This window comes from Fibrobacter sp. UWB13 (assembly GCF_900177805.1).
Taxonomy (GTDB): domain Bacteria; phylum Fibrobacterota; class Fibrobacteria; order Fibrobacterales; family Fibrobacteraceae; genus Fibrobacter.
Genome location: NZ_FXAX01000001.1, coordinates 708228 through 726412 on the forward strand (window position 1 = coordinate 708228; position 18185 = coordinate 726412).

At 48.7% G+C, this 18185-nt stretch carries 15 protein-coding genes; 7 read left to right on the top strand and 8 right to left on the bottom strand.

Features of this window, described 5'->3' with window-relative positions:
- Positions 1-97: 97 nt before the first annotated feature.
- Positions 98-1510, bottom strand: coding sequence for a glycine--tRNA ligase (locus B9Y77_RS03030; RefSeq protein ID WP_085490420.1), 1413 nt, complete (start codon positions 1508-1510; stop codon positions 98-100).
- Positions 1511-1796: 286 nt separating this feature from the next.
- On the bottom strand, positions 1797-3476 hold the full coding sequence (locus B9Y77_RS03035) for a hypothetical protein (RefSeq protein WP_085490421.1): 1680 nt from the start codon (positions 3474-3476) through the stop codon (positions 1797-1799).
- Between the two features lie 280 nt (positions 3477-3756).
- Between B9Y77_RS03035 and hflX the strand changes: the two genes are divergently transcribed.
- Both hflX and B9Y77_RS03045 read left to right on the top strand, forming a co-directional pair.
- Positions 3757-4956: a GTPase HflX gene (gene hflX / locus B9Y77_RS03040; protein ID WP_085490422.1), complete on the top strand. Its 1200-nt coding sequence runs from the start codon at positions 3757-3759 to the stop codon at positions 4954-4956.
- 162 nt (positions 4957-5118) lie between these two features.
- Positions 5119-5748, top strand: a complete 630-nt coding sequence (locus tag B9Y77_RS03045) for a phosphatidylglycerophosphatase A family protein (RefSeq protein ID WP_085490423.1) — start codon at positions 5119-5121, stop codon at positions 5746-5748.
- A gap of 6 nt (positions 5749-5754) precedes the next feature.
- On the opposite strand, the gene B9Y77_RS03050 is transcribed toward B9Y77_RS03045, so the two are convergent.
- The 3 genes from B9Y77_RS03050 to fabF are packed head-to-tail and all read right to left on the bottom strand — an operon-like array spanning position 5755 to position 9412.
- Positions 5755-7161 carry a sodium-dependent transporter gene (locus tag B9Y77_RS03050; RefSeq protein WP_085490424.1) on the bottom strand — a complete coding sequence of 469 codons (1407 nt, stop codon included), beginning with the start codon at positions 7159-7161 and terminating at the stop codon, positions 5755-5757.
- A 20-nt stretch (positions 7162-7181) separates the two neighbouring features.
- Positions 7182-8168: a YfiM family lipoprotein gene (locus tag B9Y77_RS03055; protein ID WP_085490425.1), complete on the bottom strand. Its 987-nt coding sequence runs from the start codon at positions 8166-8168 to the stop codon at positions 7182-7184.
- Positions 8168-9412, bottom strand: coding sequence for a beta-ketoacyl-ACP synthase II (gene fabF / locus B9Y77_RS03060; RefSeq protein WP_073424151.1), 1245 nt, complete (start codon positions 9410-9412; stop codon positions 8168-8170). The genes B9Y77_RS03055 and fabF overlap by 1 nt, the downstream gene beginning before the upstream one ends.
- A 253-nt stretch (positions 9413-9665) precedes the next feature.
- Here fabF and orn point away from each other — a divergent pair, with 253 nt between their 5' ends.
- From orn to lgt, 3 genes are read left to right on the top strand one after another with little or no spacing between them, the layout of a single operon-like run.
- Entirely contained in the window at positions 9666-10205 is a 540-nt protein-coding gene (gene orn, locus B9Y77_RS03065) for an oligoribonuclease (protein ID WP_073424150.1), read from the top strand.
- 4 nt (positions 10206-10209) lie between these two features.
- On the top strand, positions 10210-11577 hold the full coding sequence (locus tag B9Y77_RS03070) for a penicillin-binding transpeptidase domain-containing protein (RefSeq protein WP_085490426.1): 1368 nt from the start codon (positions 10210-10212) through the stop codon (positions 11575-11577).
- Between the two features lie 33 nt (positions 11578-11610).
- Positions 11611-12477, top strand: a complete 867-nt coding sequence (gene lgt / locus B9Y77_RS03075; RefSeq protein WP_085490427.1) for a prolipoprotein diacylglyceryl transferase — start codon at positions 11611-11613, stop codon at positions 12475-12477.
- Here lgt and B9Y77_RS03080 read toward each other — a convergent pair.
- On the bottom strand, positions 12464-14158 hold the full coding sequence (locus tag B9Y77_RS03080) for a hypothetical protein (RefSeq protein ID WP_085490428.1): 1695 nt from the start codon (positions 14156-14158) through the stop codon (positions 12464-12466). The two genes, lgt and B9Y77_RS03080, sit on opposite strands and share 14 nt — an antisense overlap.
- Positions 14159-14307: 149 nt before the next feature.
- Between B9Y77_RS03080 and B9Y77_RS03085 the strand changes: the two genes are divergently transcribed.
- Positions 14308-14907 carry a TIGR01440 family protein gene (locus B9Y77_RS03085; RefSeq protein ID WP_073424146.1) on the top strand — a complete coding sequence of 200 codons (600 nt, stop codon included), beginning with the start codon at positions 14308-14310 and terminating at the stop codon, positions 14905-14907.
- A gap of 46 nt (positions 14908-14953) precedes the next feature.
- The gene (locus tag B9Y77_RS03090; RefSeq protein ID WP_085490429.1) at positions 14954-16585 is read left to right on the top strand and encodes a transporter substrate-binding domain-containing protein; all 1632 of its coding nucleotides are present in this window, start codon (positions 14954-14956) and stop codon (positions 16583-16585) included.
- Here the strand turns inward: B9Y77_RS03090 and B9Y77_RS03095 are convergent, their stop codons facing one another.
- Both B9Y77_RS03095 and B9Y77_RS03100 read right to left on the bottom strand, forming a co-directional pair.
- A complete protein-coding gene (locus B9Y77_RS03095) occupies positions 16586-17374 on the bottom strand; it encodes a hypothetical protein (RefSeq protein WP_085490430.1) in 789 nt (262 codons plus the stop codon).
- Complete coding sequence (locus B9Y77_RS03100; protein ID WP_085490431.1) at positions 17371-18126, bottom strand: hypothetical protein; 756 nt, start codon at positions 18124-18126, stop codon at positions 17371-17373. Before B9Y77_RS03100 ends, B9Y77_RS03095 begins: the two co-directional genes overlap by 4 nt.
- Between the last annotated feature and the right edge of the window lie 59 nt (positions 18127-18185).

Below are 18185 nucleotides of genomic sequence, written 5' to 3' on the forward strand. Positions count from 1 at the left end.
CTCCACAATTGCCTACAGCCTTCAGTCTAAAGCAAACTCCTTTGCGAAAAGGGAAAGGAGTCCTGAGGAAAGGGAATGCCCATTCCTCTGCGTCTGACTAGCAGCCGAGCTTTTCGAAGAGGTAAGCTTCGAGCTTGTCGATTGCGACGAGTTCCTGCTTCATGGAGTCGCGTTCGCGGACAGTCACGAAGCCGAGCTTTGCCGGATCGGATTCACCCTCGCCAACAGTGTCGAAGTCAACGGTCACGCAGAACGGCGTGCCGAGTTCGTCCTGACGGCGGTAGCGCTTACCGATGGACTGCGTTTCGTCGTATTCGACGTTCCAGCGGTTGAGGAGCTTCTGATAAAGTTCTTCGGCCTTTTCCTTGACCTTGCCCTTCTTCACGAGCGGAAGCACTGCAACCTTGACCGGAGCGACCTTCGGATCGAAGTGGAGCACGGTACGTTCGTCGTTTTCAAGCTTTTCGACTTCGTAAGCGTTGCAGAGAAGCACGAGGAGCAAACGTTCCACACCAAGAGACGGTTCAACAACGTACGGGATGTAACGCTTGTTCTGTACTGGGTCGATGTATTCCTGCTTGACCTTGGATTCGTTCTGGTGCTGCGTGAGGTCGTAGTTTGTACGAGATGCGATACCCCAGAGTTCGCCCCAGCCGAACGGGAATTCGTATTCGACGTCGGTGGTGCCGTTACTGTAGTGAGAAAGTTCTTCCTTGGCATGTTCGCGGAGGCGGAGCTTTTCACGCTTCACGCCGAGATCGTTCACGAGCCATTCGAAGCAGTACTTACGCCAGAAGTTGTACCAGTCGAGTTCAGTACCCGGTTCGCAGAAGAATTCAAGTTCCATCTGTTCGAATTCGCGAGTACGGAAGATGAAGTTACCCGGAGTAATTTCGTTACGGAAAGACTTACCGATCTGGCCGACACCGAACGGGATGCGCGGGCGGACGTTGTCAACGATGTTGCGGAAGTCCACGAAGATACCCTGAGCGGTTTCCGGACGGAGATAAACCTTGTTGCCTTCGCCTTCAATCACGCCGATTTCAGTCTGGAACATGAGGTTGAAAGCACGCGGCTTTGTCCAATCGGTCTTGCCGCAAGTCGGGCATTCGATCTTGTTGTCCACCATCATCTGGTGAACTTCGTCAAAATTCTTGCCAGCGCAGCAGCCTTCACCGAGCTTTTCTTCGAGGAGCTGGTCAGCGCGGAAACGTTCATGGCAAGCGAGGCAATCCACGAGCGGGTCAGAGAAGTTACCCACGTGGCCAGAAGCCTTCCAAACGCGGGGATTCAAAAGAATAGAGCTATCGAGACCAAGCACATCGTGGCGGGAAGTCACGAACTTCTTCCACCAGAGATTCTTGATGTTGCGCTTGAGTTCCACGCCATACGGACCGTAGTCCCAAGTATTGGCGAGGCCATCGTAAATTTCGGAGCCGGGGAAAATGAAGCCGCGGCGTTTGCAGAGGGAGATAATGTCCTTGAGGGCATCCTGAACTTTCTTTGCCATTATATATCCTTTATCGGCCGTGCCCATGAGGCATGTATTGGCCGGACTAGGAACCTACCTGGATGATAGGCCCTGACGGGTGCAAATTTAGTAAAAGGCGAACGCCGCGGCAAAGCAATTTTTACTTTGACATGGCTGAGCCGAACTAAATGCGCTCCGAAGGAGCGCAAATTTAGAAAAAAGACGAGAGACGAGAGACGAGAAATAGAAAAAATTAAATGCAAAAAAGGCCCCGCTAGTGCAGGGTCTCGTTTAGATTGGGTTGATCTATATTTTCTGTTTTACACTATCGGACATTCACAACCTTCTGCTGTGTTCCAATGCGGAGGAGGTAAGAACCGCTGCCCGGAGCTTGCATCGAGAAGTTTGTTGTACCAACACGACCATTGTAAATCACGCGGCCCTGCATATCGAGCAAATTAATATCACTTCCGACTTTAGCGCCCGAAATCTGGAGATTGCGACCGTTCACAAGTGCGGAGAATTTCGCGACATTTGCAACCAGAGCGAGTTTTGTACCCGGATTAAACTTTTCCCAAACTCTATTCTTGCAAACAAATACAGTTTTGAGTTCAGTTACGTAGTATGTCATGTTTTCGCGTTTGACGGTGCAGCTCGGCATATCTTCTTCTGTTCCCACGGCTTCGACAACGATATCCGGGATAACACTGGAGCTAGACACAGCCTTCGAACTTGACGAAGCAGATTTCTTGCTACTCGAAGAAGCGGGTTTAGCACTAGAACTCGAGGCTTTTTTGCTGCTAGACGAAGAAGATGCCTTGGCAGAAGAACTTGAAGATTGCTTTGTGCTACTAGACGACACTGATTTTGCAGAAGAGCTAGATGTAGACTTTGTACTGCTCGAAGACTGTTTTACGCTGCTAGAAGAGGTTTGCTTTGCGCTAGAGCTAGAAGACTTCACGCTAGAAGAAGATTTTGTACTAGAGCTGGATTCCTGCTTAGAACTAGACGAAACATTCTTACTGCTCGAAGATTTAACGCTAGAGCTAGATTCCGTTTTAGAACTGCTAGAAGATTGAGTCTTGACGCTTGAACTCGAAACTTCCTTAGAACTGCTGCTAGAAGAATTCTGGCTAGAGCTAGACTTTGCACTAGAACTCGACGAAGTTACAGAGTTGCTTGATTCCTGAGCTGAGGAACTCGAGAGATCTGCGCTAGAGCTCGAGGATTCAACACTACTCGAAGAAACGATTTCACTAGAACTGGACTGTTCGACGCTGGAACTCGATTCTACAGAACTACTGCTTGATTCAGCAACAGAGCTTGAACTCGAAACTTCTTCTGAACTAGAAGAAGACAAATCAACAGATTGGTCCACAAATAATGCGGTCACTTCGACATCAAATTCCGGCATGTCAAAAGAACAGCTTCCTTCAACAGCGCCAATGCCCCACACGCCCGAGCCAATCGCGCCATTTTCATTCTTTACGCAAGGCACTGTCGTGCTAGCATCAAGATAACGACTCACGGTAATCGAAGCAACCTTGTAGCCGTTTGCAGCATTCGGATTTACGGTAACCTTGTTTCCCGGCTTTGTACGATCCCTATAGCGGTCATTGAATACAAGCGTTATCGTTCCGTTATCTGTATTTTTTACATTAAGGAAATATCTTAAGGATTCAAACGAAGCCGATACAAAAACATCATGATACGGCATTAAAAAAGACGAGTCTTTTTTTTCTGTAGTAGAAACTCTACGCTGTTCACGGGTATTACCATATTCATCGTAAACAGTAAAGCCCATAAAGACTTTTCCATCGGGAACAATGGGATCAATATTCAGCCAAGACCCTGCTGATGCTTCACCAACAACAGTTTCGTTTAGCAAGACGTTAAACGATTTTTCTTCATCGGTTCCGACTTTGTTGATTTTATAATTTTGAGCATAAACGCTCATGGCAAACGCAAGCGTTGCACCCATTCCAAGGCAGATTTTATTCCTCATACAAATCCCTAACTTTTGTATTCTCAAATTTAGTATATGTTTTTTCATGTGCAATATATCACAATTAACGAAATATTACAAATAAGGAATTTATATGCAAATAAACGTTGAAAAAAATTAAAAAATCACATTTTTAGTTATTGTGAAATTTACAACGCCTCAAATTGAGTAAACAAACCATTACAGATTTTCACAACAGATTCATCATATTCCATTTTCGTATCTAAAATCGCTTTTATTTTTTTGATATATTTCCAAAGCAATTCAGTAAATAGAGATTATGGAAGAACCAAAGAAAAAAGGTGTCAAGCCAGTCGAACACAAAAAAGAACAGGAACGATGCATTTTGGTGGGCTTCGCCACGCCCAAAATTCGCCCATGGCTTGCAGGCGAACAACTTGCCGAACTCGGCCGCCTCGCCGAAACAGCGGGTGCATACGTTACACGTAGTTTCTTGCAGCGCGTACAGAACTTCAGCCCAGCAACGCTCATTGGCGAAGGCAAGGTGGGCGAAGTCAAACGCGCCCTCGAAGAAGATAACGCCAAAATGGTCGTCTTTGACGATGACCTCTCGGGTTCTCAAGTCCGCAATCTCGAAGAACGCATGCCGGGAATCAAGGTTCTCGACCGCACGGGGCTTATCCTCGATATTTTTGCAAAACATGCAGTTACTGCCGAAAGCCGTTTGATGGTCGAAGTGGCGCAATTGCAGTACATGATGCCGCGTCTCACCGGTGCGTGGACGCACCTTTGCCGCCAGCACAATGGCGGCATCGGCACCAAGGGGCCGGGCGAGACGCAGCTCGAAACAGACCGCCGTATGATCCGCAAGCGCATCCAGGAACTCAAGAAAAAGCTGGAGAAAATCGAAGACGCCCGCGAACAACAGGCAGACAAGCGAAACGACATTTTTCAGGTCGGCATCGTCGGCTACACGAACGCCGGAAAATCGACACTCACGAACCGCTTGACCGGCGCCGACGTGTATGTTGAAGACAAACTTTTTGCGACGCTCGACAGCACCACGCGAAAGCTTTACCTCGACGGCGAAAATATCATCTTGAGCGACACGGTCGGGTTCATTCGCAAGCTCCCCCACAACTTGATTGAAACGTTCAAGAGCACGCTCGGCGTGGCCGCCCACGCGGACTGCATCTTAGAAGTCGTTGACGGAAGCGCCCCGGATTACCGCGACCATCTTGAAGTCACGCACAAGACGCTCGAAAGCATTATCGACAAGGATACGCCGCGCCTCCGCGTTTTCAACAAGGTCGAAGTCGCAAGCGAAGCGCGCCGAACCGAGCTTTTGCAGAACTACCCAGACGCCATCCAAATCAGCGCCAAAGAGAACATCGGCATGGAACGCCTCCGGGCTGCCTTCAAGGAACAGCTCGAACGCTGGCACGAGAAACGCGCCGCCGCCGAAGCCAAAGAAAAAGAAATTGCAGAAGCCCCATGGCCGCCGGAAGACAATTCGTAATCAAAAAAAAATTGTCATGCCCGATTTAATCGGGCAACTCCCTTCTCAAAAAAATCGAAAGGAGATTCCCGCTCGGTGGCGGGAATGACAAATAAACAAAAAAAACTTAACTGGATGCTTCGTTACATTCAGCATGACGTTAAAAAAGGAATGGATTTTTGAATGAACAAACAAGAACTTAAAGAAAAATACGGCAAGAAGCGCGTTCCGCACGAATGGCGCAAGACAGACAAAATTTCTACGCTGATTACGACTTTTTTCGGCTCGGGAATGAGCCCGAAGGCGCCCGGCACCATGGGAAGCCTTGCCGCGGCAATCGTTGCCTACCCCTTGGCCATGTTAAGTTACGCCTACCCCATCGTCATCAACGACAACGCGTTCAACACGAAAGATGCAAATGCACTTGAATCATTTGCCGCCATTTTCCTCGCGGTTCCCAAAAACTTTATGATTGCAGCGCTGCTCGTTTTTTTTGCAGCCATCCCGTTTGTGAAAAAAGCGATGAAGGATACCGGCACTGAAGACCCCGGCTGGATTGTGATTGACGAAGTCTGCGGGATTTTCATGACATTCGCCTTCATCCGCCCCGAATGGATTCTGAACGCCCCCTGGATCTTAATCATCGGCTTTGCGCTTTTCCGCTTTTTTGACATTCTCAAACCGCTCGGCATCCATAAAACGGAAAAACTCCCCGGCGCTTGGGGAGTCATGGCCGATGACTTGCTCGGCGGAATCTACGCCGGGTTAGTACTCACCATTGGCCTTGTTTTACCCGCCGTATTTTTGATGTAAGACTATTTATTCAAATATCTTGTTGTACAAGCTCGGGGCAAACTTTTGCATGTAGCCGAGTACGAAAATTACGGAAATGATAATAGGCAAGCCCCACTTAAAGTAGAGGTGCAAAATCTTCAACTTCGGGAACTTCATGCCCGAGCCCAAATTCGCCTCGGCAATGAACTTGAACTGTCCCCAGCCATAGCGGGAATTACAGAACAACACGAACACAAGCGAACCCAGCGGCAAAAGTGTATTCGAAACGAGGAAGTCTTCCAAGTCCAAAACACAGCTGCCCGGACCAAAAGGTTCAAAGCCCGAAAGCACATTAAAGCCAAGCGCGCACGGGAGAGACAAAATCACAATCGCGACAAAATTCCACTTCACCGCTTTTTTACGTTCTACATTGCGCACGTCCATCCAGTAAGCAACAATGTTTTCGAACACGGCAACAAGCGTCGAAAGAGCCGCAAAAGACATAAAGAGGAAGAACGCCGCACCGCAAATACGGCCTGCTGGCATCTGCGCAAACACGTTCGGTAGCGTTGCAAAAATAAGCCCCGGACCAGCATCCGGCTTGAGTCCAAAAGCAAAGCAAGCAGGAATAATGATAAGACCAGCAATCAAGGCAACGCCCGTATCGAGCACGCAAATGTGGGCGGCTTCCGTCAAGAGAGAATGTTTCTTCTTGATGTAGCTTCCGAAAATGCTCATGGAGCCAATGCCGATACTCAGCGTAAAGAACGACTGACCAAGCGCCGCAAACACGACCTCGCCAATACCGGCTTCCTTGAGCTTTGCAAAGTCCGGTAACAAGTAGAACTTGAGGCCTTCGCCTGCACCCGGGAGCGTGAGCACGCGAATCATCAAGATAAGCATAATGACAAGGAGCGCAGACATCATCGTCTTCGTAATGCGTTCCACACCGCGCTGGAGCCCAAGCGCCACAATCGAAAGACCCGCAAAAGTCGCAACCACCATCCAGAACGAGAGCAAGGGGCCATTGCCGAGCATATTCGTAAATTCGGCACCGACTTCGGCTGGAGACAAGTTCATAAGGTCGCCCATCGTCACCATGCGATAGAAGTAATAGAGCATCCACCCCGTCACCGTTGTGTAGAACATCATCAAGATGTAGTTACCCGCAATCATCGGGACACCTGCATAATGCCACTTTTGCCCAGGCTTTTCAAGAATGGCAAACGAACGGCCCACGCCACGCTTAGACGAGCGGCCAACCGCAAATTCCATCACGAGAATCGGGAAACCGAATATCAGAAGGAAGAAGAGGTAAATCAGCACAAAGGCGGCACCGCCATACTGCCCCGTGATAAACGGGAAACGCCAAACGTTGCCAAGACCGATGGCGCAACCAGCGGCAATCAAAATAAATCCTAAACGGGACTTAAAGTTTTCTCTTTCTGTCATCATTTACCTCATACACAAATCTAGAACTTGATCGGGTACAACAAGTACCAGTGGAACTCCGGATACACCTGAATCGTAGGCGCCGGGAGCTTAAAGTAGTTCAGCATCTTAACGGCAAAACGTGCAAAACGGCTTTGCGGGCGGAATGCTTCCAGGTCATAATCCAAAGCGACATAAACTTCACGACGCGGGTGCGGTTCCTTGGTAAACACCTTTTCATCAATGCTGAGACCCACAGCAATGGCAAGCCAGCTTGGGTAATACTTACGAGCCGCTTCCGGCAACATCCTGTAAGGCTTCAGCGAAAGCCAGAAAGTCTGGTTCACGTAGTCATCCGTAAACACGCCTCCAGACGCATTATGTTCACTATCGTAATACGCATTGGAATTAATCCAGTAGCTCCACTTGAGGTCTATGTACTTGAACAACGGCACATAACGTTCCGCCATCGGCAAGAAGCCACCAATACCTCCCGAGAGCACGTCAAAAATGCTAAAGCCCCACTTGGGAGCAAAGCCATCCTTGATATCAATCGCAATGTGTGTTGCAAGCGCTGTTAACCCAGCAAACAAATAGGACTGGAATTCACTAGCCCCAGCCCAACGATAGCCTTCGTAGAAAGCCTCGCCAATGACGACACCCGAAGCAAAATGCCCAAGCTTATCCAAGTTCAAAGCATAGTCGAAATCATTTTCAAAATGGAAGCCTCGGCCACCATTGTCGTCCCACCAGCCCTTTTCAAAGACAAACCCGTAAGCAGCCCCATAGGCAATCAACGTCAATGACGCCACCCCAGCAAGTCGCAAAGGCTTAATTTCGGGATCGATATCAGTCGGATCTTCACTCCGGTAATCCCAGGTGGAATCACGCCACGTGAGCGGATCCCCTGGAGACGACAAAGCTGCCGCCGGGAACACCAGCGACAGCATAAGCAAAAACGCACAAATTTTAGCGTTTAATTTACGAGAAGCGGAAGAGCCAATAGCAGAACTGTTGGCCTTACGCATTAATTCCTCGCAAAAATGATAACTCCATTTTGGCCTCCGAAGCCAAAGCCGTTGCTCATAGCGTAGTCAATCTTCTGGTTGACGGCACCATTTGCGCAGACATCAAGGTGAATTGCAGGATCCTGCTCGAACACATTGAGAGTACCATGAATCTTCTGTTCCATAACAGACATGATAGTCACGACGGATTCGAGTGCACCAGCGGCACCCAGGCAGTGACCGAGCATGGACTTCGACGAATTGACCTTGAGGTTGTCGAGAGCAGATGCAGAGGACTGCTTGAAGAGCGTTTCGATGGCAGAGCATTCTGCAATGTCACCGAGCGGTGTGGATGTTCCGTGCGTGTTAATATAGCTAATATCCTTAGCTTCGATGCCAGCTTCCTTGATTGCATTAGCCATTGCGAGCATCACGCCCTTGCCATCCGGACGCGGAGCGGAGATGTGGTGAGCGTCAGAGCTAGCACCGACACCGGCGATACGGGCAAGAATCTTTGCACCGCGAGCCTTAGCGTGAGATTCGCTTTCGAGCACGAGGACTGCAGCGCCTTCACCGATCACGAAACCATCGCGATCCTTATCGAACGGGCGGGAAGCCTGTTCCGGAGCGTCATTGCGCTTGCTGACAGCCTTCATGCTGGTAAAGCCAGCGAGGCTGAGCGGGTTCACCGTTTCGTCGGCACCACCAGCGAGCATCACATCGCAGCGGCCGAGACGAATCATGTCATAGGCATTGGCGATGGAGTGGTTGGAAGTTGCGCAAGCGGAAGTGACCGTGTAGGACGGACCCATCCAGCCAGTCTTGTTGCAAACTTCACCGGCCGGCATATTCACGATAGCCATCGGAATATAGAACGGAGAAACGCGGGACGGACCACGATTGCTGAGAGCCACAGCGGCGTCATAGCAATACTGCAAACCACCGATACTGCTACCAATGATAGCGCCGCAACGTTCCGGATTTTCGTTTTCCGGAGCGATTCCAGCCATCTTCAATGCCTGGAAAGCCGAGTAAACAGCATACTGGATGCAGCGGGAGAACCTGGACTGGTCTCTGGTGCTGTAAATTTCCGAAGCGTCGAACTCACGGATTTCGCTAGCCATGCGAGAAGTGTAAGCGGAAGCGTCGAAACGCTGAATGGGAGCAATGCCAGATTTGCCCTGGAGCAAGTTCTGCCACAATAATTCGGGGGAGTTTCCGAGAGAGGAAACGCAGCCCATACCTGTAATAACAACATTTTCCATAATGCGCCAAATATAATAAAAAAAAAGGTAACATTTTCGTAAGTGTTGTAAGAAAAAGACAATTTGTAACAAAAAATTACATTTTGGAAAATATTTTTATAACTTTGCAAGAATTTATCCATATATATAGCATTTTCTTTCATTTCTATTACGCAATACTTACGGTCAGTTATTAGTCATTAGTCAATAGTCATAGGTCGGGACAGGTTCCGGCGGGAACGACGAATCAAAAAAAATGCTATTATTCGCGCGTATGCCAAAGAGTTCTCGAAATTTAGTTTGGATGGACCTGGAAATGTCCGGTCTCTATCCTGAAAAAGATGTCATTCTCGAAATTGCGACCATTGTTACTGACGCCAACTTGAACATCCTCGCCGAAGGCCCTGTTATCGCTATCCACCAGCCCGAAAACGTTTTCGAAAGCATGGACGAATGGAACACGCGACACCACAACCAAAGCGGTCTCGTGGACCGTTGCCGCCGTTCGCAGTACTCCCTCAAGGATGCCGAACAAGAAACGCTCAAGTTCATCAAGCCGTTTACCGAAAAAACAAAGAACCTCCTCTGTGGAAACTCCATCACGCAGGACAGGCGCTTTTTGTACAAGTACATGCCCGAAATTTCGGAATGGCTCTGCTACAGGAATATTGACGTGAGCTCCATCAAGGAACTCAGCTATCGTTGGTACCCGAACCTCGAAGATTTCCAAAAAGAAAAACGCCACGAAGCCTTAAACGACATCCGCGAAAGCATCGCCGAACTCGCCTACTACCGAAAGACAATCTTCAAGTAATTTTATGGAAAGACTCCCCTACGCCCAGAGAATGCGCAACCGCTGCATTGCGATTACCGTCCTCGTTACGATTATTGTTGCCATTGTTCACTGTTCCACAAAAGACGACCCGGCGGAATCCGCAAAAGCAACCACCGAGCAGCTAGCTGCAGATACGGTCGCGCAAGCAATTGCCACGAACGACACAAATCCTTTTGATGAATCATTCACTGCAGAAACTGCGGCAAAAGAAAACTCGAACGGACTAGCCGCCCTGAAAGGCATCGAAGACGAAGACTTCGAAAAATCGGGCAACACAGCCGCAGGGAATGACGCAAGCGCTTCCAACGCAACAAGCGAAAGCACGGATAACGTCCGCGACACCGTTCACATCAAGTCGCAAAAAGACCCCGTACTCGCTGACAGAATCGACATTCTTTTACGCCGTTATCACCCAGACCTGGGCGTCATCCTTGTCGTGGACACCAAGACAAACGAAATCATAGCCTGGGGCGAACGCCGCGATGGTAAGGTACAAAACAAGCCGGACTGGATTGGTCGCCCCACCTTCCCTGCCGCATCGCTTGCAAAGCTCGTGACAATAGCCGCCGCCATGGAAAGCAACCGCTACTCGCTCAATACACCGATCCCAATGATTGGGCGCCACCACACGCTTTACCTGAACCAGCTCCGCGTCCCCGAAAAGTACAACGGTCCCACGATGGAACTTTCCGAAGCTTTTGCCCGCTCTGCAAATCCGCCGATGGCAATCGTCGGTAAAAATGTCGGAGGAAAGCGCCTCAACGCTGCCGCCGCAAAACTCGGATACAACAAGAATTTCCCCGGGAACGCCCCCAACGCATCGCACTATACAGCCCCGGACACTGGTTACGGCCTTGCCGAAGTTTCCTGCGGTTTTACAACCTCCACAACCCTTACACCGCTCCTCGCTGCAGCGCAAGTCCGTGCTATCCTTACCAAGAAGCCTCTTGAAATTCCATGGGCTCGCGACATGGCTCCATTCGCCCCGCAAAAGCCACTCGCCCTCAACCTTGGCAAATTCACAGAAAACACATACTACGGTCTCCGCGAATCGATGCTCCGCTCCGTAACACAGGGCACCGCACGCAAGCACATGTCCACAAAAAACATGGCTCGCAAGAATTTCGAAGCGCTCCGCCTCGGCGGAAAAACCGGTTCTCTTGATGGTACAGATCCCGCCGGCCGTTACGATTGGTTCATGGGATTTGCCGAAGCGAAAAACGATCCGAGCAAATCAATTGTCGTGATTGTGATGCAGATGCACAAAGAAATTCGTTCGCAACCAGCAACGCAGGTGGCAGCAACCGTCATCAATTATTGGGCACACCAAAACCTGGACTTGAAAAAATAATTTAGATTTAAACACAAAAGAAGAAGGCTTATCATGGAATTATCTTGGTGGAACTTAATACCGACTTATTTTGATGGAACGGCATTCCAACTCGGAAGTTTTCCGGTGCGCTGGTATGGCATCATGTACATTTTTGCATTCGTGACCGCCTATATCACCATGTGGAAAATCAGCCAGAAAGAAAAACTCGGCTACACCAAAGATCAGCTCGACAACTTCTTCACATGGATTATCGCAGGCATTCTGCTCGGCGCCCGCCTTGGTTACGTTTTCTTCTACAAGGCAAGCTATTACCTTTCCAATCCGTCCGAAATTTTATTCCCGATGGTTCACGATGACCTCGGTTACCACTTTGTCGGAATTTCTGGAATGTCATACCATGGCGGTCTCGTGGTTGGTCTTCTGTTCATGTATATCGGTGCAAAGCGCAACAAGCTCGACATTTGGAAGACTTTCAACCTAGCCTTCTTGGTAACGCCTCTTGCCTATACTTGGGGACGTTGGGGCAACTTCATCAACGGTGAACTTTTTGGAGAAGCTACTACAAGCGCCATCGGCATGTGGTTCCCGCTTGCCCATGACAGCACGCTTGCAAACCCGATTCTCCACCACCCGAGCCAGCTTTATGAAATGGTCTTCGAAGGCATCGTGCTCTTTATCGTCTTGTACAACCTGCGCAAGATTCCAAAGCTCCACGACAAGGTTCCTTGCCTCTATTTGATGGGTTACGGTCTGTTCCGCTTCTTCATTGAATTTTTCCGCAAACCGGATGCACACCTTGGACGCGTGGACCTCTTTGGCATGAGCCGAGGTCAGACGCTCTGCTCGGCAATGATTATTGCCGGTCTCGTGTGGATGATTTACCTCTTCTACAAAGAGAAGAAAGCTAATAACCCTTAAACAAGTTTTCCCAAAGGTTACGTTCTTCTTCGAACTTTTGAGCAAAAAGTTTGCTCACTTGTTTGTAGACAGCCTTGATATGTACCGCCAATTCATCGGTAACATATTTCTCTGCCTTACCATCATCAGCACCAGCTTCATTCATAAGCTTCATCCACTGGCTTTCCTGATTTTTGCTACCAAGCGTCGAAGATAGCGACGTATCTTCGTAGCACTTGTTTTTCATATATTTTTCCCAAACGGACTGAGGAATCTTCTCCAGGAAATTCTTGAGGAACGGTTCTGCATTTGTAGAATAACCGTAAGAGTTACCAATCAGGCATATAAGAGGCACATTGATCACACGTTCCTCGTTCACACCACTCCAGGATTCTTCCGTCAGTTCAAAAGCGGCATTGCTTAAATCTTCGGCAGGCTTCGGTTCGTTGTAGAAGTTGTCAATTCCCAAATGGGCGTCGCGCAAGCGGTTCAAGAAATCAGACAACGGAGAATTGCTATCGGCAATCGAGTTTTCAACCATTCCCGCATTGACTGCAGAAGCAAGAGAGGCAGCCTTGCCATCAACATGTTCTGCATTCTTGGCCTTTGTATTTTCGACTTCAGCAGAACCATCACAACGATCCATGACTGTAGAATCGAACGATGAAGATACGCGGAACTTATGGTAAAACCTGATGTTTCCTTCTTGCGATTGGAAGTAAAGCGCCTTGTACTTTTCGTTATCTTTAAACAAATTCGCAAGAGCTCTATAGGCGCGGTGTCTTGCACCGCCAGACGTAAACTTACCACGGTGGATGGACACAAAGCAATGGAATGCACGCACGCAACCGTTCGTATCGATAACCGTAATGCCGTCGTAGTTCAACATCGAGATGAACATCTTACGAATAAAATTCTGCTCGTACAAATCGCGGTACGACTGCGAGTCCAGCATGGAGTCCGGCTTGATCTGCATTTCCTTGTAGTCGTCAAAGACAATCTTGCCGCTATCGAAATTGTCATCCGCATTGCCATTCCAGGACGGATCGACAAACAGACAGATGGTGCCATGAACTTCCCTTTTGATTTGCGAGAAAAGCCCAGCCCAGAAGCCCTTCGGGTATGACTCCAGATTATTGTCTTCCAGATTATCAGAGAATTCATTTTCATCCAAATCAAAGCGGATGAGCAAGTGGTCACTGACACCAGAAGAGGTATGAGAATTTATGCAAATTTTAGAACGGTTCACGCATTCAATCAGCAAAAATCCCTTTTCGAGAAGCGCACGTTCCGTCTCGCCCGCATTCCCGATATCCGACTGGAACACCCCCACCTGGATAGAGGGTTCGGTCTTTTCTCGTGCCGGCATCTGCAGAATAATCAAATCGCATCCGCTTTTGCAGAAGTGGATGACATCCTTCAAACAAGCTTTTACACGTTCCTTGAACAGGTTCTCGAGTGCATCTCCCGCAAACTCATAGATACGACGGTTCCAGCCCATCGGCGGGTTCCCGTTTCCCATGATGATTCGGAACGTAAAGTGGTCGTTTTCTTCTTGATAGTGCGGAACACTCGGCAAAATTTCGATAATAGCATCAATAACCGCTTCCTTCATCTCAGGAAGCTTGCGCAGAAAGAAATCCTTGATCTTCTTCCGGTCGAGCCCAATGACGCTCGAAGAATTGTCAGTTTCAGCACTCATAAAAACCCAATATATTTCTTACTATTAATATACATTGCTGTAAGAGGATTTTGGCAAAGCAATCTCCAAAATAATACTCCAAATTGCCTTTTTTTGCCTAAATCCACAAAAAAGACTATCTTTTACATGCTTTTAGCAGGAGTTTTAAAATGGCAGGAATTACTTACGAAATTGACGACAAGAACATTGTTGAACAAATCAAGTCTGATGCCATAAGCGTCGCAGCAGAACTCGTCGAAGTGGCAAAGCTCAAAAAGGGCGATATCGTTGTCGTCGGTTGCAGCACTAGCGAAACTTTGGGTAACCAGGTCGGGAGCCACTCCGTCCCGGAAGTCGGCAAAGCTATTTACAACGGGCTTCAAAGCGTTTTTGGCGCTAAGGGCATCTACATTGCCGCCCAGTGCTGCGAGCACCTGAACCGAGCCATTATCATCGAACACGAGGCAGTCCCGAATGCCGAAATCGTGAACGTCGTGCCACAGCCAAAGGCTGGGGGCTCCTTCGCTACTGCTTGTTACGAAAGCTTCAAGGCTCCTGTGGCTCTCGAGCATATCAAGGCAAATGCAGGGATCGACATCGGCGGGACCCTTATCGGCATGCACCTCCGTGAAGTCGCCGTTCCCGTCCGCTTAAAGCAGAACCATATCGGTAAAGCCATCATCATTGCCGCACGTACCCGCCCCAAGTTCATCGGTGGTGAACGTGCACACTACAACGAAGCTCTAAAAGACGGCTACCCGGAATTTTAGCACTTTCCTGTTGCTTTTTCATTTTATTTTCTTACATTTAGCATATATGAGAAAACGAGTTGCTTTACTTTTCGTTGTTTTCGGTGTATTTTTCGCTATTAGCACCGGTTGTAATGGATTTTCCGAAGAGCCTCCCTCCAAAGTCTCCAATGCTAATTCGTCCAAGTATAAAATCGGTGTCGAAGAAAAATCAAGCATATCCGAAGGGGTTGCCGGTCAGCTTCCTAAAACACAAATCAAGCAATACCCCGACTTAATAACGGCTTATTTTGCGCTCCAGGTTGGCGATATCGACATATTGGCTTATGACGAGAACGTCCTTACGCACACATTCAACGATAGCATGAGCGGCATTACGTTCATCGAAAACGATGTTGGCGTTCCGAACGAATTCGTCATCGCCATGAACAAGCACAGTTCCATTCCTGACTTAAAAGGAATCATCAACCGCCTTATCGACAGCTTAAACGCGGCTGGCACGCTCACCGAGCTCAACGAGCACTGGAACAAGAACTCAAAAACAAATCCGCTAATCAGCACCAAGGAAAGCGAATCCGAGCAAGTCCTGAGAATCGCCACATCAGCCGACGTTCCCCCGTTTTCATTTACCAGCGGGAACCAGATTGTCGGGTTTGATATCGATTTAGCGAAGCTCCTCGAAGAAAAACTGAACGTCAAGACCAAGATTATCAAGACGGACCGCAACAAGCTCGTCTCTGCACTCAAGAATCACGAAGCTGACCTCGTCATTTCGGCATTCACCGTCTGCGAATGCTTACAGCACGAAATTGACAATTCAAAGCCCTACTACATCGGGAAAACCGCTTTCGCCATTCGCAATGACTTTGGCAAAGAAGCGACACTCAGCAAAGTTCCCAAGATGACTTACCTCGAACCCAAGAAGCCCGACGAGATTTACAAGCTCGCCGACTTGTCCGGGAAATTCGTCGGAGTCCAGACAGGAACAACGCTCGATGAACAAGTACAGCAGCTAATCAAGCTCCCCCGTATCCAGTACTTTGCAAACATTCCCGAAATGACCAAGGCTTTGGAAGAGAGGAGCCTGGACGGAATTGCAGTAGATTATTCTGTTGCAGAATCCATTCTCAAGCATCATTCTGAATTTTCCATTTTAAAGGATAGGCTGAACAAGGACGAATTTGGCATTGCCATGAGCAAAAATAGTCCTCTGAAAGCTAGCATCGATTCGTGCATCAGCGTGCTCCAGAAAAAAGGCGAAATCCAGAAAATCAAGGACAAATGGTCTAGGAACAAGTCCGCAGTCAGATCCATCAAGCAAGACTGGATTGGTAGCGATACGCTTATCGTTGGCACCGAAGCTCTTTACGCTCCTTACGAATTCTACCAGTGGGGCGAAATCTCCGGCATAGATATCGATATCATGTACACCATCGGCAAAATGCTGAACAAGAACATCAAGTTTGCGGACATGAACTTCGATGTGCTGATTCCATCCCTAGTAAACGAAAAAACGGACCTCTGCATCGCCGCCATGAGCATTACCGAAGAACGCAGCAGTCTAATCGACTTTTCGATTCCTTACGACAAGAACGAATCTGTTATTGTGGTACACACTCCTAAACACTCTCTCGAAGTTGTCGGAGACTCTACCGGCGTTTTAAGCCACATATTCCAGAAGATACAGGAATGGTTTTAATTAAAGCGCTTTGTGGTGTCTCATGGCGCGGATATTTCGCGGCAAGACTTCCTTGTGCCACTTGATCCATTCATCGTAATAGATGTAGCGTTTTTCGCGCTGGCGGAATTCTCGCCCATGCACAACACGACGCCCGCCACGTTCTTCGACAGGAATCACGATATGCAGGCACTCGTGATAGACAACACCAGCAATTGCATACAAAGGACAATTAGCGGCATCGTACCCACGGCTAATGCTGATGAGATGGAAACTCTCGCCCGTCACCGGATCCTTGCGCACGGAATGGAAACTAAGCCCACCCACGCGATTGCTCCACGTGATTCGGCATGTCAGCGTTCCATCGAAATACGTATCGTTAATAGCGGCAAGCACATCCGTTAAGTTGTGATGAACGCCCTGCGGACGTATGGGCGGCAAGCGACCTTTACTCGCCAGCGGAGCTTCACCTTTATCAGAAAAAATCTGGTCGACAGTCTGCCAAAAGCGATTGACCAAGTCCTTGATAATTGCTTTGTTCTTTTGCGTTTTGCGACGCACCGCATGCTCTGCCCATTCTGCGGCTAGTTCACGCGCATCGGCAAATTCTGGAGCTTTCATGTATGCGGGCAAAAGCACTTCCGGGTGTCCGAACAAGAACCCGCCCTTGCAGCGGATGCTCTTTTTCATCAGCGGACTGTACTTGAAATGCACAAGACCATTAGCGGAGCATTCTGGCGAAGGATCCCTGGCTACAGGTGCATTGTCACTGGCGACAAAGCCAAACAAGTCCAGCTGCCCGTCGTTCACGCGCCCAACACTCCTTCATAGCCGTTCAGAGCAAGGAGTCCACCAAAAAAACTTTCTGGCAAATCCAGTTCTGCATAATGTTCCGAGATTCCATACACAGCATCTTCGACAACATCTGGCATATAAACTATATAGCTATCGTTCTTTTCGGTCTGAAGCATGTCAGGCGTGCAGTATTTCGGGTCCGTCTCGCTAAAGTACATGCGACAAGAGACCGTCCTGAGCGGGTAGACCGTGCAGTCCCCCACGCCATTCGAAAACGGGCACGAACGCCACCATGCAAAGTAATCGTGAAGCGCCTTGTCCTCAGCATCGTCTTCAGAAAGTCCTTCACCTTTACGGGTTTCGAATAACGTTTCAAACTTATCCGAGCGCATTTGGCAGGCTTCCATCAGCATCAAGAGGTCATCCCTCTTACGGAGTTCATTGTACATGAAAATCAGCTCGAACGGCTCCACCGACATTGGGTAGTGGTGGCAGCAGTTTCCGCATGCCGGCCTGCATTGGATAGGGCGTGGCTGTTGCACGAGCACTGCTTTCAAATACTGGTCATAAGCGGCATGGTAAGCTTCGGTGAACTTGAGTATCTCGGGCAACTGCTCCCGCAAATTGTCGGGACCAATGGCACATTCTCGCCCCAAGGCGGCAGCAATACCGTCTAGGCGATCTCTCTCGACCCTGAGCAGAGTGGAAAGCCGCATCTCGGCAATGCGGTAAGCCTTCGTCGGAAAATACTCTTTATAAGCATTCATTGAGCGCAAATATATTTTTTTACGAGAATACCGTAAAAACGGGCTTTAAAAAAAAGCAA

Excerpts from the sequence above, each read along its gene's own strand:
- fabF (WP_073424151.1), bottom strand. The coding sequence starts at position 9,412 with ATGGAAAATGTTGTTATTACAGGTATGGGCTGCGTTTCCTCTCTCGGA.
- B9Y77_RS03050 (WP_085490424.1), bottom strand. The coding sequence starts at position 7,161 with ATGACAGAAAGAGAAAACTTTAAGTCCCGTTTAGGATTTATTTTGATT.
- lgt (WP_085490427.1), top strand. The coding sequence starts at position 11,611 with ATGGAATTATCTTGGTGGAACTTAATACCGACTTATTTTGATGGAACG.
- B9Y77_RS03085 (WP_073424146.1), top strand. The coding sequence starts at position 14,308 with ATGGCAGGAATTACTTACGAAATTGACGACAAGAACATTGTTGAACAA.
- B9Y77_RS03030 (WP_085490420.1), bottom strand. The coding sequence starts at position 1,510 with ATGGCAAAGAAAGTTCAGGATGCCCTCAAGGACATTATCTCCCTCTGC.
- orn (WP_073424150.1), top strand. The coding sequence starts at position 9,666 with ATGCCAAAGAGTTCTCGAAATTTAGTTTGGATGGACCTGGAAATGTCC.
- B9Y77_RS03035 (WP_085490421.1), bottom strand. The coding sequence starts at position 3,476 with ATGAGGAATAAAATCTGCCTTGGAATGGGTGCAACGCTTGCGTTTGCC.
- B9Y77_RS03100 (WP_085490431.1), bottom strand. The coding sequence starts at position 18,126 with ATGAATGCTTATAAAGAGTATTTTCCGACGAAGGCTTACCGCATTGCC.
- hflX (WP_085490422.1), top strand. The coding sequence starts at position 3,757 with ATGGAAGAACCAAAGAAAAAAGGTGTCAAGCCAGTCGAACACAAAAAA.
- B9Y77_RS03045 (WP_085490423.1), top strand. The coding sequence starts at position 5,119 with ATGAACAAACAAGAACTTAAAGAAAAATACGGCAAGAAGCGCGTTCCG.
- B9Y77_RS03080 (WP_085490428.1), bottom strand. The coding sequence starts at position 14,158 with ATGAGTGCTGAAACTGACAATTCTTCGAGCGTCATTGGGCTCGACCGG.
- B9Y77_RS03055 (WP_085490425.1), bottom strand. The coding sequence starts at position 8,168 with ATGCGTAAGGCCAACAGTTCTGCTATTGGCTCTTCCGCTTCTCGTAAA.
- B9Y77_RS03070 (WP_085490426.1), top strand. The coding sequence starts at position 10,210 with ATGGAAAGACTCCCCTACGCCCAGAGAATGCGCAACCGCTGCATTGCG.
- B9Y77_RS03090 (WP_085490429.1), top strand. The coding sequence starts at position 14,954 with ATGAGAAAACGAGTTGCTTTACTTTTCGTTGTTTTCGGTGTATTTTTC.